This is a genomic window from Photobacterium sp. NCIMB 13483, from assembly GCF_003025475.1.
In the GTDB taxonomy this organism is placed as follows: Bacteria; Pseudomonadota; Gammaproteobacteria; order Enterobacterales; family Vibrionaceae; genus Photobacterium; species Photobacterium piscicola.
Window position 1 is genome coordinate 68482 of sequence record NZ_PYLV01000001.1, and the last position, 21019, is coordinate 89500.

Genomic DNA, 21019 nt, shown 5'->3' on the forward strand with positions numbered 1-21019 from the left:
GGAGTTGACGGTGGTTGTTTGGAGTATTGCAAACCAAAAGGGTGGAGTAGGGAAAACGACCACTACCATAGCATTAGCTGGATTATTAAGTGAACAGAACCAACGGGTATTAGTGGTTGATACCGACCCGCATGGTTCATTGACAACATATTTAAATTTTGATGCTGATTATGTACCAGCCAGTTTATTTGATTTATTTCAACTGCCTGAGATCACGCGTGATGGCGTCAGAGAATTGATTTTAAGCACCACATTTAAAAATATCGATATCATTCCAGCCCATATGTCATTAGCGACTTTAGATCGTTCGATGGGGAACCGTAGTGGCATGGGGTTAGTATTAAAAAAAGCCCTACACAGTGTTGCTGCTGATTATGATTATGTATTAATTGACTGTCCGCCAATTTTAGGGGTGATGATGGTCAATGCATTGGCAGCCAGTGATCGAATTTTAATTCCAGTACAAACGGAATTTTTAGCCATGAAAGGCTTAGAGCGAATGTTGCGTACCTTGCAGATAATGCAGCGTTCTAAGCCATCAGGGGTTGATGTCACTATCGTACCAACGATGTATGACAAACGTACTCGTGCATCATTACAAACGTTACAAGACTTAAAAACACGTTACCCAGATCAAGTGTGGATGTCTGCTATTCCTATTGATACTAAGTTCCGTGATGCCAGTATTAAACATATGCCACCGTCATTGTATGCTCATAATTGTCGAGGGGTTTTTGCTTATAAAACCCTCCTGAGTCATTTAACAAGGTTGGCCTACGATGAATAAGAAACCGTTAACCAGTGAACAGGCATTAGACGATTATTTTGGTGATTTGTTGTTAGACGCCGAGCCACAACCTGTGTCTGCTACTCAACCAACAGCCTTTTGTGAACCGGTATCGACACAGCAACTACAACAGTTATTAGATCAAATACCAACGCAGGTTGATGTTGAACCTCAAGCTGTGATTGTGATTAATGCAGAACCAGAACCAGAACCAGAACCAGAACCAGAACCAGAACTAGAACTAGAACCTGCGGTTGTCACATGGCAACATCTCGGCCAGCAACAGCCATTCCAAGCGCTGTTTTTTGAAGTTAATGGCATGATGTTTTCGGTGGCATTAACCGAGTTAGGTGCCATTTACCAACTTGGAGAACTGAACCATATTGTCGGTCGTCCTGCTTGGTATTTAGGTTTAGCACCGTTACCACAATACCATGTTGATGTGGTTGATACCGCGCGTTGGGTGATGGCCGATAAGCTAACCAATAATGATTATCGTGATAATTATCACTATATGGTGATGTTAGGCAACAGTCAGTGGGGCTTGGCTTGCGATAAATTACATGGCACGCAAACCTTGATGCCAACTGATCTCCGTTGGCGAGAACAAGCGGGTAAACGGCCGTGGTTAGCGGGAATGGTAAAACAAAAAATGTGTGCTCTGATCCATGTTGATGCATTAATTCAAATGTTGAATAAAGGCTTAGATGTTAATAGTGGCGCGAGTTGAGGCATTAAAGAGGAAAGACTATGTCCCAAGTAAATATAACGGAAATACAAAAAGATGGCGTTAACGATCACGTCTTGCAATGGGTGACTTTTCAATTAGAAAACGAAACCTATGGCATTAATGTTATGCAAGTGCGAGAAGTGTTACGTTACTCAGATATCGCGCCAGTCCCCGGTGCACCAGATTACGTGATCGGTATTATTAATTTACGTGGCAATGTTGTTACCGTTATTGATACTCGTGCTCGTTTTGGCTTACAGCGTGGTGATATTTCAGATAGCACGCGTATTGTGATCATTGAAGCGGAAACGCAAGTGATTGGCATTTTAGTCGACAGTGTGGCGGAAGTGGTTTATCTGCGTAACTCTGAAATTGATAGCACCCCTTGTGTTGGTACTGAAGAAAGTGCCAAATTTATTCAAGGTGTGAGCAACCATGATGATCAGTTATTGATATTAGTTGATTTAAACAAACTGTTGTCAGAAGACGAGTGGGATGAGGTCGCATATTTGTAATGGATATAATACTTCAACAATGGTTACCTGTTGCGATTTCAGTGGTGATTGCGATAACGGCGGCGGTATTAATTAACCGTGAACGTCAAGCGCGAAAAGCATTAGAAGTGAAATTTTCAGCTATTGAAAAAGTATTAAAAAATAGCCGGTTACAGCATGAAAGTTTAACGAAACAATTTAATGAGTTACGTACTGGCAGTATTGGTATGAGTAATAAATTGGTTGATATGATTGAGCAGCTGGAACGGGTTGAAGAACGTCAAAATGAGATCGCCATGAATGATTCTGGTGGGCGATTATACAGCCGTGCCAGCAAGATGGTTGAATTAGGGGCAGATGTTAACGAGTTAATGAAAGAGTGCGACTTGCCAAAAGCAGAAGCAGAATTAATGCTGAGCTTACAAAAAAGTATGCCGCAACATTATCGACGTTAATGCCTCGTTCTAAATATTGAACTATGCCGTAATATCAATATTTTCAAACCCTTCCCATCCCGGAGGGGTTTTGCCGTTTAGATACCATGAAAATGCAATGAGTTCGGCAATAATCAAATACAATTCCTGCGGTATATGATCATTGAGATCAAAACTATTGAGATACTGTGCGAGTATGGGATCTTGATGAATTAAGCCGCCTTGCTGTTTTACTTGCTCAATTATGTGCTGTGCTAATTTATCGTAACCTTTAGCGGCGACATAAGGAGCTTGCTCACCATCATAACGCAGTGCGATAGCTTGTTGAGCATTCGGCGTTGTTTTGTTTGTCATACCATACCTTTTGTTATTACACCTTTATTGAAAGACCAGATGCGACAGCTGGCTGATGCTGTTGCTGGGGAGGTGCCAGTTTATATTGGGGTGGTGTGCTATTTATACCTAATTGTTGTAATCGTGAAATTAAATAAGGCGTTCCCCGTTCAATATGATGTAATAACGTTTTATTGGAGCATTCAAAGCATGTACTCAACTGTTGTTGATGCCAACAAGCGATAACATTCATAATATCTATTGCACCAATAGGTAAACTCAATTTGACGGTCCATTGACTATTGTTATTCTTAACAGCATTTGTTTTCTTTTGTGAACGATTGTTTATTTGTAGTAATACTGTTTGGCCGTTGTCTTGCACCCACTGTAGATGGATATTGTTATTATCGGGTGAACGTTGATTTTCAGGTCCTCGTTGTTCACCGGCAAGACGTAACAATGCGCTGAACTCTTGTTGCTGTTCAGGACCCAGTTGGCCCAACCATTGATTAAGTAGGCTTGAGGGCTGTGACAGTTGCTGTAATAAGGTGGCCAAGGTCTGATGACCGGTATTGTGCTGTAACCATGTAATTAATGTTGCTTGGTTATTCGGCAATAATAATTGGTTAAATAACTGTTGAAGTACGTGAGGCGTTGAATGGGGTGACTTAACTGTACCTAAGTTTAACGGAATCAATAAATTTGTAACTAATCGTTGCAAGCTATTCATAGATAATAATAATTGCGGCAGTTGAGATATAAATTTTGAGTGGTTGGTAGCAATTATTGGTAGTGATTCTAAATGTGAAGGTTTAGACGTTACGTTAACTGTTTCAATTGTCGAAAGTTTTTCTAAAAACGCAGGCATATTAGGTAATGTTTTTATTTGCATTTGTTTCACATTTACTTACGTTAGTTAACGATTAAGAAGCTGAGCAGTTTAGTCAATTTGTTAGCCATTGTGGTACTATGCGGCTATTTTGTGACACCTAGGATACATCATTTTATGTTGTCAGTAGCAAATTTGAGCTGTGTTCGTGATGAACGCGTATTATTTGATGAATTAAACTTCACTATTTCAAGTGGTGAGTTAGTTCAAATTGAAGGTCCAAACGGTGCAGGCAAGACGACCTTATTAAGGATTATTGCTGGTTTAGGCTACCCAGATAGTGGTGATGTGCTGTGGTGTAATGAAAATATTGCGACTGCACGTGAGGATTATCATCAAGCTCTATTATTTTTAGGTCACCAAACAGGCGTAAAGCGAGAGCTTACGGCCTTTGAGAACTTGGCTTTTTTTCAGGCAATGCATACCTGTGAACAAGGCTCCGATCTCAAAGGAACACCTAAAGTAAGTGGTGATGATGCACTATGGCAGGCGTTGGCACATGTTGGTTTAGCTGGCCGTGAAGATATTAGTGCCGGACAGCTATCTGCGGGTCAACAACGTCGGGTTGCTTTGGCTCGATTATGGCTAAGTAATCATAAATTATGGGTACTTGATGAGCCATTAACAGCAATAGATAAACAAGGTGTAAAAGTGCTTGAAGCGCTGTTTTTATCCCATGCAGAGCGTGGAGGAATGGTGTTGTTAACCACTCACCAAGACATGTTTGTCGATAGTGACCGTTTAAGAAAAATTAAGCTAGGATAATAACAATAATGCTTAACACCCTTATGCAAATTATTCGTCGTGAGTTGTTAATTGCTTATCGTCGACAAGCGGATATTTTTAATCCGCTGTGGTTTTTTATTATTGTTATTACGTTGTTTCCATTAGGTATTGGCCCTGAGCCTAACTTATTAGCCCGTATCGCCCCAGGTATTATATGGGTAGCTGCATTATTAGCAGCATTGCTGTCGATGGAACGGTTGTTTCGTGATGATTTTTTAGATGGTTCATTAGAGCAAATGTTGCTCATGCCAACGCCATTATCCGTTGCCGCTTTTGCTAAAATGGTCGCGCATTGGTTGTTGACTGGATTACCGTTGATTCTTATTAGCCCGTTATTGGCGATTTTATTGTCACTTAATTTACATACTTGGATCGCGGTATTATTAACGTTGCTGATTGGTACGCCAACATTGAGCTTTTTGGGCGCAATTGGCATGGCATTAACGGTTGGATTACGAAAAGGTGGCGTTTTATTGAGCTTACTCATACTGCCTTTATATATACCTGTGCTTATATTCGCCACTTCTGCGATTGAGGCGGCAAGTTTAGGCATGGCTTATGATGGCCAATTAGCCATTATGGGCGCGATGTTAGTGGGATCGTTGACCTTAGCTCCTTTTGCTGTTGCCGCAGCACTAAGGATCAGTGTCCATTAACCAATGAATTTTTTCTTTAATGCGTCGGCCTCAAAAGAGGGGAGCGCAGTGAAGAATGCGAGAGTGATGATGTTGCTCTCAGTGACGTATTTATTATTGATTATAAGTTGAGAGCATTATGTGGAAGTGGCTACATCCTTACGCTAAAGCAGAAAACACCTACCGTCTATGCGGTAAGTTGTTGCCTTGGTTTTCTATTATCGCTTTGATCTCCATTTTAGTGGGATCTGTATGGGGACTATTGTTTGTTCCCGCCGACTATCAACAAGGCGATAGCTTTAGGATTATTTATATTCACGTACCCGCTGCAATTTGGTCGATGAGTATTTATGTAACAATGGCGATTTCTTCTTTCATTGGTCTTGTGTGGCAAATTCGAATGTCAGATATGGCTGCTGCTGCAATGGCACCTATTGGCGCCGTGTTTACCTTTATTGCTCTTATTACAGGGGCTATTTGGGGTAAGCCTATGTGGGGTGCTTGGTGGGTTTGGGATGCTCGCTTAACCTCTGAATTGATTCTATTGTTTTTATATCTTGGTGTTATTGCATTGTATAACGCGTTTGATGATCACAAAACAGCCGCAAAAGCTGCGGGGATTTTATCGATTGTGGGCGTGATTAATATTCCAATTATTCACTATTCAGTTGAATGGTGGAACACCTTACACCAAGGTGCAACGATTTCTAAATTTGGCAAACCATCAATGTCAAACGATATGTTATGGCCATTGTTGGTGATGTTACTTGGTTTTGGTTGTTTCTTTGCGGCTGTTACGCTGGTGCGGTTACGTAATGAAATTCTATTACGTGAGAGTCATCGCCCTTGGGTACAGAAACTGGTGAAGTGAGATAGCTATGTATTTTGATTCTATAAATGATTTTTTTGCGATGGGTGGATACGCAGGCTACGTTTGGAGTGCCTACGCAATTTCTTTTCTATCCATGTTATGGATTTTATTTTCGAGCTTAACAACTAAACGACGTTTGTTACGAGAAATAAACAATAAAATGGCGCGTGAGCAACGTATTAAAGAAGCCAAAAAATTGGAGAACACCCTATGACCCCAAGACGTCAAAAACGTTTAGTGATTGTACTGGCGTTAGTGCTTGGACTCGGTGCAACGGTTGGACTGGTGTTATACGCACTTAACCAAAATATGAACCTATTCTACACGCCATCAGAATTAATTAACGGTAAGACCGATGGTGGTGCTAAGCCTGAAGTTGGGCAGCGGTTACGTATTGGTGGCATGGTAGTGAAAGGGTCGGTTAAGCGTGATCCTCAATCATTACGAATTACATTCAAAGTGGCTGATATTGGTCCTTCTGTTACCGTTATTTATGATGGTATTTTGCCGGATCTGTTCCGTGAAGGCCAAGGTATTGTGGCGCAGGGGGTATTGATTAACCCGACCACAGTTAAAGCAAGTGAAGTGCTTGCAAAGCACGATGAGAAATATATGCCACCAGAAGTGGCAGATGCAATGAAGATAAACCATAAACGACTTCAGTACACTGAAGAACAACTACAAGGTAAGTGATCAATGATCCCTGAATTAGGCCAATTCGCACTTATAGCCGCATTAGCGCTATCGGTGCTGGCCAGCATTTACCCATTGTATGGTGCCACGGTTGGTAACCAAGCAATGATGCGTATGGCACGTCCACTGTCCTACGGAGTATTCGGCATGCTTGCATTGTCGTTTGGTATTTTGAGCTGGTCGTTCTATAGCAATGATTTTACGGTAGCGTATGTTGCCAGTAACTCAACCAGTTTACTGCCATGGTATTACCGTTTAACCGCAGTATGGGGCGGGCATGAAGGTTCATTGATGCTATGGGTACTTATCCAAGCGGGTTGGGCAGCAGCTGTTGCTCGATTTAGCCGTGGTATGCCTCTAGAAGCAGTGGCGCGTGTACTTTCCGTTATGGGTATGGTTGCAGTGGGTTTCTTACTGTTTATCATCGTAACATCGAATCCATTTTTGCGTACATTGCCAGACTTCCCAGTACAAGGTCGTGACTTAAACCCATTGCTTCAAGATCCCGGTTTAATTGTTCACCCACCAATGTTGTACATGGGTTACGTTGGTTTCTCTGTTGCATTCTCATTTGCTATTGCCTCACTAATGACTGGTCGTTTAGATACGGCTTGGGCACGTTGGTCACGTCCGTGGACAATCGCGGCATGGTCATTCCTAACTTTAGGTATCGCACTTGGCTCATGGTGGGCTTACTACGAACTTGGCTGGGGCGGCTGGTGGTTCTGGGATCCCGTTGAAAACGCATCATTAATGCCATGGCTTGCGGGTACAGCATTAATGCACTCATTATCAGTCACTGAAAAGCGCGGTACATTTAAAGCGTGGACAGTATTACTGGCGATTTCTGCTTTCTCACTAAGTCTATTAGGTACGTTCTTAGTCCGTTCTGGTGTGTTGGTTTCTGTACACGCATTTGCGTCAGATCCGTCACGCGGTATGTTTATTCTTGGCTTCTTAGTGGTGGTTATTGGTGGTTCATTACTGCTTTATGCACTGCGTGGTGGTCAAATTCGTTCTCGTGGTAACTATGCATTGTTCTCGCGTGAAAACTTCTTATTAGCCAACAACTTATTATTAGTTGCTGCGTTATTAGTGGTATTAATTGGTACGTTACTACCATTAGTTCATAAACAATTAGGCTTAGGCTCTGTTTCTATTGGTGAACCGTTCTTTAATACCCTATTTACATGGTTAATGGTGCCATTCTCATTCTTAATGGGTATCGGTCCTCTGGTTCGTTGGAAACGTGATAACTTTGCTTCAATCGCAAAACCAATGTTGTGGTGTGGTTTATTCACCGTTCCATTCTCATTCTTGGTTATTTACTTAACTGCAAGTGTGGTTGAGCCGTTAGCGGTTGTTGGTGTGATGATGGCAGTGTGGATTATTGTTCTCCATCTTGTTGAAATCTACCGTCGCGCAACCCACCGTCACTCTTTCCTTGAAGGTTTGAGTAAGTTAGGACGTAGCCACTGGGCGATGATGTTAGGCCATTTAGGTTTAGCGATTGCTATCATTGGTATGACATTAGTATCGAACTACGGTATTGAGCGTGATTTACGTTTGTCACCAGGACAATCAGTTAACGTTAAAGGTTATGACTTCCACTTTGCAGGTTTACGCGATGCAGATGGTTCTAACTATGACGGTTATGTGGCTGACTTTGAAATCAGCCGCCGTGGTATTGATATCACAACACTACACGCTGAAAAACGTTACTATACCGTTGCGGGTTCAATGATGACAGAAGCGGCAATTGATAGTGGCTTTACCCGTGACTTATACGTTGCAATGGGTGAGCGTTTAGGTAATGACGGTGCATGGGCTGTACGTATTTACTACAAACCATTTGTTAACTGGATGTGGATGGGTGCGTTCTTAATGGCACTTGGTGGTGCGTTTGCTATCAGCGATAAGCGTTACCGTTTCCGTAAGCCTGCTAATATTGCTGCAAATGATCAAAAATCGGAGGCGAAGCTAACTAATGAATAAGAAGCTATTATTTATTCCTTTAGTATTGTTTTTGGCGTTAGTTGTGATGTTTATGGTCCAACTAAGCCGTAACGCTGCTGGTGATGATCCAACAAAACTTGAATCAGTATTAGTGGGTAAGCCTGTTCCTGCCTTTAAGCTTGAAGATTTATTTGAGCCGGGTAAAGAATATCAGCAAACGATTTTTAAAGGTCAACCGCTGCTATTGAACGTGTGGGCGACGTGGTGTCCGACTTGTTACGCTGAGCACCAATACTTGAACGTGTTGGCGAAGCAAGGGGTGAAGATCATTGGCTTAAACTACAAAGATCAGCGACCTAAAGCGATTAACTGGCTTAAAGAGCTGGGTAATCCTTACATGATTTCTTTGTTTGATGGTAATGGCATGTTAGGCATGGACCTTGGTGTTTATGGTGCGCCTGAAACCTTCTTAATTGATGCGAACGGTATTATTCGTTACCGCCATGTGGGTGATGTTAATCCAGAAAACTGGAACAAGACCCTTGAGCCTCTTTATAAGAAACTACAAGCCGAGGCAAAAAATAACAACACTCAAGCGGAGGCAAAAGCATCATGAAACGCTTTTTTGCTTTGATGTTCGCACTTGGACTGACTTTTTCAATGGTTGCGCCAGCATTGGCAGCCATTGATGTGTACGACTTTAAAAATCCGGCACAAGAAAAGCAGTTTCAAGAGCTAACAGAGACTTTACGTTGTCCTAAATGTCAAAATAACAGTATTGCCGATTCTAATGCGACCTTAGCAGAAGATATGCGCATGAAGACGTTTGAGCTGTTAAAAGAAGGCAAAACCAATCAACAAGTCATTGATTACATGATTGCACGTTACGGTAATTTCGTAACCTACGATCCCGCAGTGACAGCATCAACAATGATCCTATGGGCCGGTCCTATTGGTTTTATTGTGATTGGTTTTAGCATCTTAGTTTATCGCTCACGTAAAAAAACTGAGCTAAGCAAAGATGAGCCACTTGATGATGTTGAGTCGGAACGTTTGCAGGGGTTGTTGGCTGAAATGGCGCAGCAAGATACTGAAGCTACCAATAATCAGACAAAGGTAAATAAATGACGCTGTTTTGGATTTTAACCGCTGTTTTGGTTTTAATTGCGATCGCCATCTTTGTAATTCCGATGTATATCGGCAAAGAGTATGACGATGTAGCAAGCCGAGATGAGCTTAATAAAGCCTTCTTTAAAGATCGTATTCATGAACTTGAAGAAGAATCACAAGAAGGTTTAGTCGATAGCCAGCAAGATATGGTGACGGACTTACAACAAACATTATTGGATGACTTGCCTGTTACTGAAAAGCAACAAGCAACATATGTTAGCCCTGCAATGGTTGTACCTGGCCTTATTTTAATTGTGGGTATTTGCTATGGTGTTTATGGTGCTGTAGGTAGCAGTGCTAAAGTAGAAGCATGGCATCAAGCCGTGAATCGCTTACCAGAGCTAACACAACGTTTAATGGGTGATAACGCCGCTAATGAGCCACTGTCTGATCAAGATATGTCGGATCTTACTTTAGCGTTACGAACTAAATTGCATAAAGACGGTGATGATCCTATGGGATGGTTACTGTTAGGTCGAATTGCGATAGCTAATCGTGATGCAGCAACGGCTGAAATGGCAATGAAACGCGCGTATGATCTTAACCCTGTTGATACCGCTATTCGCTTAGGTTATGCACAAACATTAATGTTAAGTGGCAAACCTGGTCAAAGTGAGCTTGCGCGTCAAATTTTACGTCAAGTAATTAAGACTGATCACACTAACGTTCAAGCGCTGTCATTACTCGCATTTGATGCGTTTGAGCAGAAGCATTACCAGCAAGCTGTCGATTATTGGACGATGATGAAAACCCTGATTGGGCCAAAGGATTCTCGTACACCGATGCTAACCCGTAGTATTGCGCGTGCAAAAATGCGTATTAACGGTGCTGATGGTTCAACAGTTGCACCAGATCCAACGGCAATTGATGAACAAACAACACCAACTGAAACGCAAAATATCGATACAGGTAAGCAAGTTACTGCTACTATAGCGTTAGGAAAAAACGTAGTATTACCAAAACAAGGTAATATTATTATTTCGGTACATGATGCTGACGGTTCACCAATGCCGATTGCGGCTGTGAAATTACCGTTGTCGACAACATTCCCATTAACGATAACGTTAACGGATAAAGACAGCATGATTCCACAACGCCAGCTATCATCATTGTCAGAAATGATCATTAAAGCACGTGTTGATAGCGATGGTAACGTGATGACTAAACAAGGCGATTGGTATGGTCAAAGTAGCCAGACCCCCTTGGGTGGAGAAACTGCGTTTGTCATTAATAAGCAATATTAAGTAATTAATTGCTAAAATGAATGAAGCAGGCTGAATATTGTGTTCAGCCTGTTTTTTATTAGGTGTATGTTTTGAATAAAAAGCTATTACTGATAATTATTTTAAGTATCGGCATGGTGGGCTGTGCTCAATCACCCGATAAGGCGACTGAGCAAACGGTATCAACAAATGTTGTTGATCATATTGATGGCGATAATACTGCGGCGGATGCAGTATATGATCCATTTGAAGGCTTTAACCGCGCGATGTGGGATTTAAACTTTAATTATTTAGATCCATATGTTGCTCGTCCTGTTTCACTCGCCTATGTGAATTACACGCCGTCATTTGCCCGTACTGGTATTGCTAACTTTTTATCAAACCTTGATGAACCAGCAGGGATGGTAAATAGCTTACTTACCTTGCATGGTAAAGAGGCGCTAACCCATTTTAACCGCTTTTGGATTAATACTGTTTTTGGTTTGGCGGGTCTGATTGATATTGCATCAGCTGCGGATATTAATAAGGTTCAAGATCGTGAGTTTAGCGATACCCTTGGTTATTACGGTGTTGGTAACGGTCCTTACTTGATGTTACCTGTTTATGGCCCGATTACCTTTAGAGGCTTTACTGATTCTGTCGATGATCTCTATTTGCCATTGAGTCTATTAAACTTCTGGGAAGGCTTAGGTAAGTGGATCTTTGAAGGTATGGAAGATCGTGCAGCATTAGTCAATCAAGAAGCGATGCTAAAGAGCTCACCTGATCCGTATATCTTTACCCGTGATGCGTATATTCAATATAAGAATTTTACCGCCAGTGATGGTAAAGTGAGTGATCAGCCAGCAGCTGAAACATTTGATGATAGCTATCTAGATGAAATTGATAGTGATTAATTTTATTGATTAATTCATGCTATAAAAAAGACCGCCATTTTGGCGGTCTTTTTGTTGGTTGCTAATTACGTATCAGATTAGAAACGGTAACTTGCTTGTACACCCGCTAACCAAATGTGACCTGATGTTTGGCCTTCAAATTTACCTAATATTGGCATCTCTTGCTCTTGCTCAATCATTTTTGCTTCTTTGGCAAAGATGTAAGTAAAGCCAGCATCAAAGGTTAGGTTTTCAGACCAAGCATAACCTGCACCCACACTTAACCACGTACGGTCAGTTTCAGGAATAGTTTGAGTACGGTTTGCTTCATCAACCGCGGATGTATCATAAGCAACACCAGAACGCAGTACTAACTTATTCGTTGCTTGGTAAGTGGTACCAATCGCGAAACGGTAGTTATCTTTCCAATATTCATTTTTAATATGGTGGTTACCACCAAGTTGTGGAATATCAGCTTCTAGTTTTTCAAAGCTGCTCCAATCGGTCCAGTTAACACTCGCATGGATAGCCCATTGGTCATTTAACTGATGGAAGCTTGCGATTTCAGCAGAAGCGGGAAGCTCAAGCGGTAATGTACCCGCATAGCGACCATTTTTAAAACCATCAAAAGCAACACCATTTGCATGGCCTTCAAGGTTTAATTTAACCGCTGATTGGTAGCTAACACCAATGCGGTTATTCGCATTAATCTGCCATGCGGTGCCTGCTTGCCAGCCCCATGCATTATCTTCACCTTCCATATATTTCAGGTGCTGACCTTTTTGGATCATACCCGGTAGTGCGATAGGGCTTGCCGCACCAAAATGGCCGCTTGCCATCACATAACGCACACCTGCACCTACGCTTAATTGGTCATTAATTTTGTAACCAAGGTTAGGGTTGATCTCTACTGTGTGAACTTCAGCTTGGTTACCAAACATAGAGGCTTTGAAATCGGTGCCAAGATCGGTGCGCATACCAAAGTGAGTACCAAACGCAATACCAATTGTTGCTTTATCCGTTAATGGGCGAGAAAAATAAAAATTAGGAATAATAGCGTTATTAGCAAAGTCAGATGTGCTTGTTTGACCAAATAGAGTATGGCGACCATCAATATCAATGTTTGGATCAACATAAATAGCACCCGCTGAAACTTGGATGCCTTTTAAATACGTTAACATTGCAGGGTTACGGAATTGGGCGCTGGCATTATCAGCCATTGCTGCTTCACCAGCAAAAGCACGTCCTAGACCTGTTGCAGAATATTCTGCTAATTGAAAACCTGCGGCAGCGGCTTGATTGCTGATACCAATAGCAGCAGTAATCGCTAAGGCTAAAGTAATTTTATTTTTAGTCATGTTAGATAAATATATTGTTCACGGAAATAATTACGCAAATAATACTCGCAGCAATAAAACGCGTTAAAAGCTATCTTATAAAATAGCCTTATTAAATGTATTATGCTGTGTTTTTGTATTTTTGTGGTTTTTTATCGGGTAGACTTTGTGCGATAAGACCAAGCTATTAATATTTGAGCGTACACATGTACGAAAACTCATGCTAATTCAGCGGTTTATATTGATGGTTATTTGTGCGTTATTCTTTGTTTTTTGGTCAGTTATCATGAGTAAAATAAAGATTGGCTATTATTTCGCGTATAAAAAAAGAAGCCACTACGGCTTCTTTTTTATAATTGATTATTACTGTACGCTCAAATTAGAACGAACGGCTGTATTGTAGACCGTATAGCCATGCATCAGCACGGGTAGTCGCATTTACTGACATACCAATAGGATTTGTTTCTTGTGCATTAACATCTTTACCAATCAGGTAAGTTAGGCCGAAATCGATAGTTGATTTGCTATCAACGTGGTAACTGAAGCCACTTGATAACCAGTCACGTGCAGAATCAGGAACTGAAATAGAGGTATTACTCTTTTGTTGAGCACTGGTGTCATGCATGTAACCTGCACGTAGTGTCCAATCATTGTTTAGGTAGTAAGTGCCACCTACAGAGTAGTGCCAGCCATCTTGCCATTGGTAATTATTCAGCTCTACGTTACCTGATGTCTCTAAGACGTCGAACTCGCTCCAACGGATCCATTGAATACTATAGTGAACCGCAAATTTATCGTTTAGTTTATTAAAACCAGAGAATTCAAGCATATCTGGTAGTGGTATTTTTAATTTTTGGCCGTCAATATTAGCACCCGCATAATGCATGTCGCCTTTAGCTTCTAGTGTTGGGCTGTAACGGTATGATAAACCAAAACGGTTATTGTCATTGAATTCGTAGATTGTGCCAAGATTGAAGCCAAGTGCTAGGCCGTCTGCATCAATATCAAGTAGATTTACTTTAGGGGTATTTATATTTCCGATAGGCGTTGAAATTGTGCCTGCTGGAATATAACGTTTTAATTTACCGCTACCATGAATAATATCTAAACCACCACCAACGCTAAAATGTTGGTTTATACGGTAAGCAGCGCTTAAACCTAAATTAACGCTTTTAACGTCAGTTAAACCACCGAATGCATTGGCTGCATAATTATCATCAAATTCAGTTTTAGTGCCGAAGTTTGAATATAACGAAGCACCTACTGAAAATTTATCATTAATAGGTTGAATGTAGTAGATGTTCGGTGCGTAGCTAGTGCCACCAATTGATGTGTCATTTATAGATTTATTATTATATTGGGCATTGGTAACATTCACATCTGTATCAATGGCAATAACACCTAATGATAATGCTGGTGCGTCAAAAAGAGCCATTGAAGCGGCGTTTTTGGCCATAGTCGATGCGTTATCAGCAATAACACCGTCACCAGAGAATGCACGACCTAAACCTGTTGCTGATTGGGCATTCAATTGGAAGCCCGCAGCCATTGTTTGTGACGACGCTAAGGCGATGGCTACAGTAATAACTGAGCGTGTAAATATCTGCTTCTTGTTCATGCTTTTATGATTCCTGATCATGATTTTTATATTTATTAGTCCAGTCTATATATGACTGATTGGCGATGATTGTAGGGGGGGGGAGAGCCGTATCAAAGCTGACCAGTCGTTTAGGCTGGGAAACATATTTTATCATGTTCATTTGGGTTATTTTTGGATCATTTGAATATATATCATTAAAAATAAGCAGATTAAGTGACAACTAAAAATCGATATTTTACTAAACATATCGATTTTTAGGTCGTTGTGTAACGATTTATTGGCTAGATTTGCCAGTAAAGCTCAGATTTAAGTTTTTCTGCAATTGGCATTAGTTTTTGATCTTTGTCTCCAACAACAATTAAGCTGGCATCTTGTAGGGGTAATAATAAACTTTTATTGGTATGGTCACTGTCTGTCGCCATCTGCGCACTGGTTTGTGGCACGATAAATACCGTCATTTTCCCTTTATCGGTACCTACAACCATGTGCAAGGCACGGTTACCTTCAAAACCACAATAATTGAGATAATAAATATGGCCGGGTAGCTGATTCATACTGGTACCAAAAGGTTTAAGTTTGGCATTAACCTGCTGCAACGTTACTGCTTCATCAGTATGCTCAACAAATTTCGCTTCAGCATTAACGTGTTGTAAAGCGATACTTGACATTGATATTGGAGTAAAGACCTGCTGCGTAGGATGCTGTGGTGAAAACCCATATTGTTGCCCTACCATAACTCCGACAAAAAACATTACAGACGCGGCTAACCCGTAAGATAGATAGCGTTTATAGTGAGACTGTTTTGGGGGATGTACCTGACTTGATTGATGGAATAAGATCCTATCAGCCAGATTATCAGGAATATCAACCTGCAATGCTTGTTTTAGTTGTTGATCTAATTGCTGTAATTCATTGGAAAAATGGCGATTAGTGATGGACTGATTTTTAGTTTTAATCAGTTCTGGGTCATTATCATTAGGATCTGCCAGTAAACGGCGACGAAATTCTAGATCATCCATGATGATTCCCCTTTTGAGTCGTTTTCTTTTCAAGTTGTTCTTTTAGTTGGTTACGAGCACGAAAAAGTCGCGTCATAACAGTATTGCGATTCAGGTTTAAGATCCCCGCGATTTCATCGCCATTAAATCCAGCCATCACTTGTAAAATTAACGGTTCTCGATATTCGGGGGCTAGCTTCATGATTAGTCTATGTAATAAATATTGGTCAGCATCCATTTCGACACTGGGTTTAGTGTCTGCAATATGGTGATCATCAATATCGACTAAGTCAAATTGCTTACGTTCAAATCTACGCGCATTTTCACGGCGTAAAATAGTGATCAACCATGCTTTAGCAGCATTATCATCTTGTAAATTATCTAATGATTTCCATGCGCGTAGACATGTTTCTTGCACTAAATCTTCAGCAATATGGGGATCATGAGATAACCAATAAGCATAGCGATATAAATCTTGGTGCCATGCTCTAACAAGGGCTTCGTAACGTTTTTGTTTATCCATATTTAAACAGACCGTAGCAGAAGCTTTTTTGTTACTAAAAAATTTTTTTATCATTGATGAGCCTGTTTAGCGTTATTGCACCAATTAATGATGCCATCTGATAACTTTTTTGAATGATGCACTATCTTTTTGTGTATAAGATCGTATAAATAGCAATAAAATTGATCTGGTTCAAATTCTGTTCTGAGTGGTAGGTTATAGTTGTCGGGTCATCTGATGGTTGAGGTTATGGTTAAGTTGAATAACTTAATAATAGTTAATACCGTCTGTTGAGCAAGATGACAACTTCCTTTTGAAGGCTGACTTTACTTTCTCCTATCAGGGGTTTTCCTGATTTGCAATTGGCTTTATGTTAATTGATTATTTTATTACGCTGATTGATTGCTTTCTGCGTGAATTCAAACCATACCTAAGGGTGTGGTTTTTTTTTGCTTAAATTTAGCCCCCGCGACATTATCCCTTTAAAATAATACCTATATTTTATGAGTATTTAGTCACAGAGTAATTGTTCTTTTTTATACTACAACCCATCTTAAAGTCTAAGTGTTTTACGTCAAAAACGTCATTTAAGAAGCATTTTTAAACAAATGTTTTTTTTTGATTACTTTGTGGTTACAATTATGTGGTCTGACCTCGCAATTGAGGTTAATTATAATTGTGACAAGGAGTTGCGATGACGGGTCTTCAACATATCACCACACGTAACGGTGAACGTATTGCTATTGTTAGCGGGTTACGGACACCATTCGCACGTCAATCAACCGCATTTGATCGTTTATCTGCCCTTGATTTGGGTAAGTTAGCCGTTAATGAAATGCTACAAGTGGCTGACTTTGATCCACAGTTAATTGATCAAGTTGTGTTTGGCCAAGTTGTGCAAACCCCTGAATTACCAAATATTGCGCGTGAAATCATACTGGGTACGGGAATGAATATTCACACTGACGCCTATAGTGTCACGCGAGCCTGTGCGACCAGCTTTCAAGCTGCCGTTAATGTAACGGAAAGTATTATGGCCGGCTCGATTGATATTGGTATCGCGGGCGGTGCTGACTCAACCTCAATGCTACCTATTGGGGTCAGTAAAAAAATGGCTGCGACGTTATTAGCATTAAGTAAAGCCAAAACCATGCCTGCACGTTTAAAATTACTCAGTGCATTAGGCGTTAAAGATCTGATGCCAGTACCACCTGCCATTGCTGAATACTCAACGGGATTGAGCATGGGACAAACGGCAGAACAAATGGCAAAAAGTCATGCGATTAGTCGAGAAGAACAAGATACTTTTGCGCATCGTTCTCATACGTTAGCGGCTAAAGCATGGCAAGATGGGTTATTGAATAATGAAGTAATAACTGCATTCTCAGCGCCTTACCTGCAATGGATTGATCGTGATAATAACATTCGTCAAGATTCAACATTGGCAGCATACGCGCAACTAACCCCAGCATTTGATCGTTTACATGGCAGTGTTACAGCTGCTAATTCAACTCCATTAACCGATGGCGCAGCGGCAATATTATTGATGCGAGAAGGGCGAGCAAAAGAATTAGGCTTGACTCCGCTTGGGTATATTCGCTCTTATGCATTTTCTGCGATTGATGTTGCAGAAGATATGCTAATGGGGCCGGCCTATGCCAGTCCATTAGCCCTTGAACGTGCAGGATTGACTCTTGGTGATTTAACCTTAATTGATATGCATGAAGCATTTGCAGCTCAAACTTTAGCCAATGTGAAAATGTTCAGTTCTAAACGGTTTGCTCAACAAAAACTGGGTCGAGATAACGCGCTTGGTGATATAGACATGGATAAATTTAATGTTCTTGGTGGCTCGATTGCTTACGGTCATCCTTTTGCTGCGACAGGCGCAAGAATGATCATTCAAACATTACATGAATTGCAACGTCGAGGTGGTGGTTTTGCATTAAACACCGCTTGTGCTGCTGGTGGCCTTGGTGCAGCAATGATTTTGGAGGCAGAATAATGACCCAATCAGCATTTAGTTTATCTTATGGCGATAATGGCATTGGCTGGCTTAAAATTGATGTTGCCAATGAAAAAATGAACACCTTACAAGCTGCTTTTGTTGATCAGGTTAATGATGTCTTAGCTGAATTAACTCACCATCCCGAACTTAAAGGTTTGGTGGTGTATTCAGGTAAAACGAATAACTTCATTGCTGGTGCTGATATTCGTATGTTGGCAAAGTGTGAAACAGCCACTGAGGCTGAAGCGCTAGCAAATAAAGGTCAACAGCTATTTAATGCCCTTGAAAATTTACCAATGCATGTCGTGGCTGCTATTCATGGACCCTGTTTAGGCGGGGGATTAGAGCTGGCATTAGCGTGTCATAGTCGAATTTGTACCGACGATGATATTACGCGTTTAGGCTTACCTGAAGTGCAATTAGGCTTATTACCAGGCTCTGGTGGAACCCAACGTTTACCACGCCTCATTGGTGTTGCAAATGGCTTAGAATTAATGCTCACGGGTAAACAGGTACGAGCAAAGCAAGCCTTAAAAAAAGGGTTGGTTGATCAAGTTGTGCCACAGACTATTTTGTTACAGGTAGCAGAACAAGTGGCTTTAACCACTAAGCCAATTCGTACCCATTCATTTCAAGATTGGGCGATGGCTGGTAATGCTTTTGGCCGAAGTGTGGTGTTTGATCAAGCCGCTAAAAAAGCGCAGCAAAAGGCACGTGGATGTTATCCCGCCATTGATGCGATTTTAGATACTGTAAAATATGGTTTAGAAAAAGGCATTGAAGCCGGGCTTGAACAAGAAGCGAAAGTGTTTGGTGACTTGGTAATGACTGCGGAATCAAGCGCATTACGCGATATTTTCTTTGCTACGACGGCGATGAAAAAAGAGACAGGTGCCGATGCTGAGCCAATTAATATCGAGCGTATAGCGATACTGGGTGGCGGTTTAATGGGCGGTGGGATCGCGCATGTGTCAGCCATGAAAGCGGGTTTAGCGGTACGAATAAAAGATATTACTAATGATGGTATTCAGCATGCACTCGCGTATAACTATGCCATTTTAAATAAACAACGTCAGCGGCATATTATTCGAAAACCACAACTGCAACAGCAGATGTTACGTATTACTGGCAGCACTGATTATCGTGGTATAGCTCATGCTGATGTGGTGATAGAAGCAGTATTTGAAGATATTGCGCTTAAACAACAGATGGTGCAAGAAATCGAAGCCAATACATTCGAGCACACAATTTTTGCAACTAACACGTCCTCGATTCCGATTCATCAAATTGCAGCAAATGCGCAGCGCCCACAAAATATTGTTGGTTTACACTATTTTAGTCCGGTTGAAAAAATGCCATTAGTGGAAGTTATTCCACACGCAACAACCTCCGCCACAACCATTGCAACTGTGGTTGCATTAGCTAAAAAACAAGGTAAAACCCCGATTGTCGTTGCTGATAAAGCAGGTTTTTATGTTAACCGTATTTTAGCGCCATATATGAATGAAGCGGCTCAAATATTATTAGCGGGTGAGCCTATTGAACATATTGATACGGCGTTGCTTAATTTTGGTTTTCCGGTTGGACCAATAACATTACTTGATGAGGTTGGGGTTGATATTGGTGCTAAGATCAGCCCTATTTTAGTCACAGAGCTCGGTGAGCGTTTTGCGACACCAGCAATGTTTGATGTATTACAACAAGATGGGCGTAAAGGTCGTAAAAGTGGTAAAGGGTTCTATTTGTATAACACCAATAATAAAGAAGTGGATAAATCGGTTTATACCTTACTTGGGATCACACCAGAACAGCAATTAACTGAAGCCAATATTTCGATTCGTTGTACGTTAATGATGCTTAATGAAGCGGCTCGCTGTTTACATGAAGGGGTGATTCAATCTGCTCGTGATGGTGATATTGGCGCTATATTTGGTATTGGTTTTCCACCATTCCTTGGCGGTCCATTCCATTACATGGATCACCTAGGCATTGATTTGGTGGTTGATATGATGCGTGAATACAGCGATGCTCATGGTGAAAGATTTGCACCTTGTGATTATTTAGTCGCGATGGCGCAACAAGAAAAACGGTTTTATTAGCGTTGATCGTGTAATAGATGTTTAAAAATAACCGTAACAAAAAAAGCCTGTTCAATGCAGTGATCCTTAATGTTGGATACTTCATCATGCAGGCTTTTTTATTGTTATGAGTTCGATATTAGTACGTACAGCGAATTAAACGAAAATGAGATTCAAATAATTTGCTGCGGCAAAGACGATAACCCACAGCGGCAAAGACCAACGCGATGAAGGTGTTCACATGGCCCACTAATATCAGCAATAATGCACTCAATGCAATAAAACAGAAAGCATAGAGAAAGATATCAATCTGACTGTGAGATAAAGTGGCAGCACAGTGCGGGCAAACAAAATTATCTTCATACGCGTTCAGTTTTGGCGCGTGTATTTCAATTTGGCAATGTGGGCATTGTTGAGTCACGTGAGTCCTCTTCTAATCTATTCGTTACTATCGTAAGCATTTCTATCTATATTAATTCGTGATAGTAATAACGATATATTCGAGATAAACATTATGGTTTGAAGAGGGCTTAATTGGCTACTGAAATCTTATGAAAGCGATTTTTATCATAATAAAAGTAGATCAGATTAGAGTGCAAAATAAAAATCCCATTTATGTT

Annotated in this window: 23 protein-coding genes; 16 read left to right on the forward strand and 7 right to left on the reverse strand. The window is 40.9% G+C overall.

What is annotated here, in order from left to right; all coding sequences use genetic code 11:
* Window positions 1–10 precede the first annotated feature (10 nt).
* Genes C9I86_RS00340 through C9I86_RS00355 form a run of 4 tightly spaced genes read left to right on the forward strand, consistent with a single transcriptional unit; the run spans window position 11 to window position 2466 of the window.
* Window positions 11–787, forward strand: coding sequence for a ParA family protein (locus C9I86_RS00340; protein WP_107275321.1), 777 nt, complete (start codon window positions 11–13; stop codon window positions 785–787).
* A complete protein-coding gene (locus tag C9I86_RS00345; RefSeq protein WP_107275322.1) occupies window positions 780–1517 on the forward strand; it encodes a chemotaxis protein CheW in 738 nt (245 codons plus the stop codon). Before C9I86_RS00340 ends, C9I86_RS00345 begins: the two co-directional genes overlap by 8 nt.
* Window positions 1518–1537: 20 nt before the next feature.
* Window positions 1538–2032: a chemotaxis protein CheW gene (locus tag C9I86_RS00350; RefSeq protein WP_080156946.1), complete on the forward strand. Its 495-nt coding sequence runs from the start codon at window positions 1538–1540 to the stop codon at window positions 2030–2032.
* The gene (locus tag C9I86_RS00355) at window positions 2032–2466 is read left to right on the forward strand and encodes a DUF2802 domain-containing protein (RefSeq protein ID WP_080156945.1); all 435 of its coding nucleotides are present in this window, start codon (window positions 2032–2034) and stop codon (window positions 2464–2466) included. The genes C9I86_RS00350 and C9I86_RS00355 overlap by 1 nt, the downstream gene beginning before the upstream one ends.
* A 21-nt stretch (window positions 2467–2487) precedes the next feature.
* Here the strand turns inward: C9I86_RS00355 and C9I86_RS00360 are convergent, their stop codons facing one another.
* Window positions 2488–2799 (reverse strand): EscU/YscU/HrcU family type III secretion system export apparatus switch protein, encoded by a 312-nt coding sequence (locus tag C9I86_RS00360; RefSeq protein WP_080156942.1) that lies wholly within the window; start codon window positions 2797–2799, stop codon window positions 2488–2490.
* 16 nt (window positions 2800–2815) lie between these two features.
* A complete protein-coding gene (locus C9I86_RS00365) occupies window positions 2816–3670 on the reverse strand; it encodes a hypothetical protein (protein ID WP_080156940.1) in 855 nt (284 codons plus the stop codon).
* A gap of 114 nt (window positions 3671–3784) precedes the next feature.
* Between C9I86_RS00365 and ccmA the strand changes: the two genes are divergently transcribed.
* The 10 genes from ccmA to C9I86_RS00415 all read left to right on the forward strand — a co-directional run bounded on the left by ccmA (window position 3785) and on the right by C9I86_RS00415 (window position 11897).
* Window positions 3785–4432, forward strand: coding sequence for a cytochrome c biogenesis heme-transporting ATPase CcmA (gene ccmA / locus C9I86_RS00370; protein ID WP_080156938.1), 648 nt, complete (start codon window positions 3785–3787; stop codon window positions 4430–4432).
* An 8-nt stretch (window positions 4433–4440) separates the two neighbouring features.
* Window positions 4441–5109 (forward strand): heme exporter protein CcmB, encoded by a 669-nt coding sequence (gene ccmB, locus C9I86_RS00375; protein WP_080156937.1) that lies wholly within the window; start codon window positions 4441–4443, stop codon window positions 5107–5109.
* Window positions 5110–5227: 118 nt separating this feature from the next.
* Window positions 5228–5959, forward strand: coding sequence for a heme ABC transporter permease (locus C9I86_RS00380; RefSeq protein WP_045039253.1), 732 nt, complete (start codon window positions 5228–5230; stop codon window positions 5957–5959).
* Between the two features lie 7 nt (window positions 5960–5966).
* Window positions 5967–6173 (forward strand): heme exporter protein CcmD, encoded by a 207-nt coding sequence (ccmD, locus tag C9I86_RS00385; protein WP_080156935.1) that lies wholly within the window; start codon window positions 5967–5969, stop codon window positions 6171–6173.
* Window positions 6170–6652, forward strand: a complete 483-nt coding sequence (gene ccmE / locus C9I86_RS00390) for a cytochrome c maturation protein CcmE (protein WP_080156933.1) — start codon at window positions 6170–6172, stop codon at window positions 6650–6652. The genes ccmD and ccmE overlap by 4 nt, the downstream gene beginning before the upstream one ends.
* Before the next feature lie 3 nt (window positions 6653–6655).
* The gene (locus C9I86_RS00395; RefSeq protein ID WP_080156932.1) at window positions 6656–8647 is read left to right on the forward strand and encodes a heme lyase CcmF/NrfE family subunit; all 1992 of its coding nucleotides are present in this window, start codon (window positions 6656–6658) and stop codon (window positions 8645–8647) included.
* Entirely contained in the window at window positions 8640–9224 is a 585-nt protein-coding gene (locus C9I86_RS00400) for a DsbE family thiol:disulfide interchange protein (protein ID WP_080156929.1), read from the forward strand. Before C9I86_RS00395 ends, C9I86_RS00400 begins: the two co-directional genes overlap by 8 nt.
* Window positions 9221–9736: a cytochrome c-type biogenesis protein gene (locus C9I86_RS00405; RefSeq protein WP_080156928.1), complete on the forward strand. Its 516-nt coding sequence runs from the start codon at window positions 9221–9223 to the stop codon at window positions 9734–9736. The genes C9I86_RS00400 and C9I86_RS00405 overlap by 4 nt, the downstream gene beginning before the upstream one ends.
* A complete protein-coding gene (ccmI, locus tag C9I86_RS00410) occupies window positions 9733–11022 on the forward strand; it encodes a c-type cytochrome biogenesis protein CcmI (protein ID WP_080156926.1) in 1290 nt (429 codons plus the stop codon). Before C9I86_RS00405 ends, ccmI begins: the two co-directional genes overlap by 4 nt.
* 71 nt (window positions 11023–11093) lie before the next feature.
* Window positions 11094–11897 carry an MlaA family lipoprotein gene (locus tag C9I86_RS00415; protein WP_080156924.1) on the forward strand — a complete coding sequence of 268 codons (804 nt, stop codon included), beginning with the start codon at window positions 11094–11096 and terminating at the stop codon, window positions 11895–11897.
* 77 nt (window positions 11898–11974) lie between these two features.
* Here the strand turns inward: C9I86_RS00415 and C9I86_RS00420 are convergent, their stop codons facing one another.
* The 4 genes from C9I86_RS00420 to C9I86_RS00435 form a co-directional block, all read right to left on the reverse strand.
* The gene (locus C9I86_RS00420; protein WP_080156923.1) at window positions 11975–13234 is read right to left on the reverse strand and encodes an outer membrane protein transport protein; all 1260 of its coding nucleotides are present in this window, start codon (window positions 13232–13234) and stop codon (window positions 11975–11977) included.
* A gap of 358 nt (window positions 13235–13592) precedes the next feature.
* Window positions 13593–14831, reverse strand: coding sequence for an outer membrane protein transport protein (locus C9I86_RS00425; protein ID WP_080156921.1), 1239 nt, complete (start codon window positions 14829–14831; stop codon window positions 13593–13595).
* 263 nt (window positions 14832–15094) lie between these two features.
* Window positions 15095–15832, reverse strand: coding sequence for a DUF3379 family protein (locus tag C9I86_RS00430; protein ID WP_107275323.1), 738 nt, complete (start codon window positions 15830–15832; stop codon window positions 15095–15097).
* Window positions 15825–16388, reverse strand: a complete 564-nt coding sequence (locus C9I86_RS00435) for a sigma-70 family RNA polymerase sigma factor (protein ID WP_080156917.1) — start codon at window positions 16386–16388, stop codon at window positions 15825–15827. Before C9I86_RS00435 ends, C9I86_RS00430 begins: the two co-directional genes overlap by 8 nt.
* A gap of 619 nt (window positions 16389–17007) precedes the next feature.
* Here C9I86_RS00435 and fadI point away from each other — a divergent pair.
* Both fadI and fadJ read left to right on the forward strand, forming a co-directional pair.
* On the forward strand, window positions 17008–18318 hold the full coding sequence (fadI, locus tag C9I86_RS00440; RefSeq protein ID WP_107275324.1) for an acetyl-CoA C-acyltransferase FadI: 1311 nt from the start codon (window positions 17008–17010) through the stop codon (window positions 18316–18318).
* Window positions 18318–20420 (forward strand): fatty acid oxidation complex subunit alpha FadJ, encoded by a 2103-nt coding sequence (gene fadJ, locus C9I86_RS00445; RefSeq protein ID WP_107275325.1) that lies wholly within the window; start codon window positions 18318–18320, stop codon window positions 20418–20420. The genes fadI and fadJ overlap by 1 nt, the downstream gene beginning before the upstream one ends.
* A 118-nt stretch (window positions 20421–20538) precedes the next feature.
* Here the strand turns inward: fadJ and C9I86_RS00450 are convergent, their stop codons facing one another.
* A complete protein-coding gene (locus tag C9I86_RS00450; RefSeq protein WP_080156914.1) occupies window positions 20539–20820 on the reverse strand; it encodes a hypothetical protein in 282 nt (93 codons plus the stop codon).
* Between the last annotated feature and the right edge of the window lie 199 nt (window positions 20821–21019).

Bases quoted from the DNA above. Each gene is read 5' to 3' on its own strand.
- C9I86_RS00345 (WP_107275322.1), top strand. From the start codon at position 780: ATGAATAAGAAACCGTTAACCAGTGAACAGGCATTAGACGATTATTTT.
- C9I86_RS00350 (WP_080156946.1), top strand. From the start codon at position 1,538: ATGTCCCAAGTAAATATAACGGAAATACAAAAAGATGGCGTTAACGAT.
- C9I86_RS00355 (WP_080156945.1), top strand. From the start codon at position 2,032: ATGGATATAATACTTCAACAATGGTTACCTGTTGCGATTTCAGTGGTG.
- C9I86_RS00360 (WP_080156942.1), bottom strand. From the start codon at position 2,799: ATGACAAACAAAACAACGCCGAATGCTCAACAAGCTATCGCACTGCGT.
- C9I86_RS00365 (WP_080156940.1), bottom strand. From the start codon at position 3,670: ATGCAAATAAAAACATTACCTAATATGCCTGCGTTTTTAGAAAAACTT.
- ccmA (WP_080156938.1), top strand. From the start codon at position 3,785: ATGTTGTCAGTAGCAAATTTGAGCTGTGTTCGTGATGAACGCGTATTA.
- ccmB (WP_080156937.1), top strand. From the start codon at position 4,441: ATGCTTAACACCCTTATGCAAATTATTCGTCGTGAGTTGTTAATTGCT.
- C9I86_RS00380 (WP_045039253.1), top strand. From the start codon at position 5,228: ATGTGGAAGTGGCTACATCCTTACGCTAAAGCAGAAAACACCTACCGT.
- ccmD (WP_080156935.1), top strand. From the start codon at position 5,967: ATGTATTTTGATTCTATAAATGATTTTTTTGCGATGGGTGGATACGCA.
- ccmE (WP_080156933.1), top strand. From the start codon at position 6,170: ATGACCCCAAGACGTCAAAAACGTTTAGTGATTGTACTGGCGTTAGTG.
- C9I86_RS00395 (WP_080156932.1), top strand. From the start codon at position 6,656: ATGATCCCTGAATTAGGCCAATTCGCACTTATAGCCGCATTAGCGCTA.
- C9I86_RS00400 (WP_080156929.1), top strand. From the start codon at position 8,640: ATGAATAAGAAGCTATTATTTATTCCTTTAGTATTGTTTTTGGCGTTA.
- C9I86_RS00405 (WP_080156928.1), top strand. From the start codon at position 9,221: ATGAAACGCTTTTTTGCTTTGATGTTCGCACTTGGACTGACTTTTTCA.
- ccmI (WP_080156926.1), top strand. From the start codon at position 9,733: ATGACGCTGTTTTGGATTTTAACCGCTGTTTTGGTTTTAATTGCGATC.
- C9I86_RS00420 (WP_080156923.1), bottom strand. From the start codon at position 13,234: ATGACTAAAAATAAAATTACTTTAGCCTTAGCGATTACTGCTGCTATT.
- C9I86_RS00425 (WP_080156921.1), bottom strand. From the start codon at position 14,831: ATGAACAAGAAGCAGATATTTACACGCTCAGTTATTACTGTAGCCATC.
- C9I86_RS00430 (WP_107275323.1), bottom strand. From the start codon at position 15,832: ATGGATGATCTAGAATTTCGTCGCCGTTTACTGGCAGATCCTAATGAT.
- C9I86_RS00435 (WP_080156917.1), bottom strand. From the start codon at position 16,388: ATGATAAAAAAATTTTTTAGTAACAAAAAAGCTTCTGCTACGGTCTGT.
- fadI (WP_107275324.1), top strand. From the start codon at position 17,008: ATGACGGGTCTTCAACATATCACCACACGTAACGGTGAACGTATTGCT.
- fadJ (WP_107275325.1), top strand. From the start codon at position 18,318: ATGACCCAATCAGCATTTAGTTTATCTTATGGCGATAATGGCATTGGC.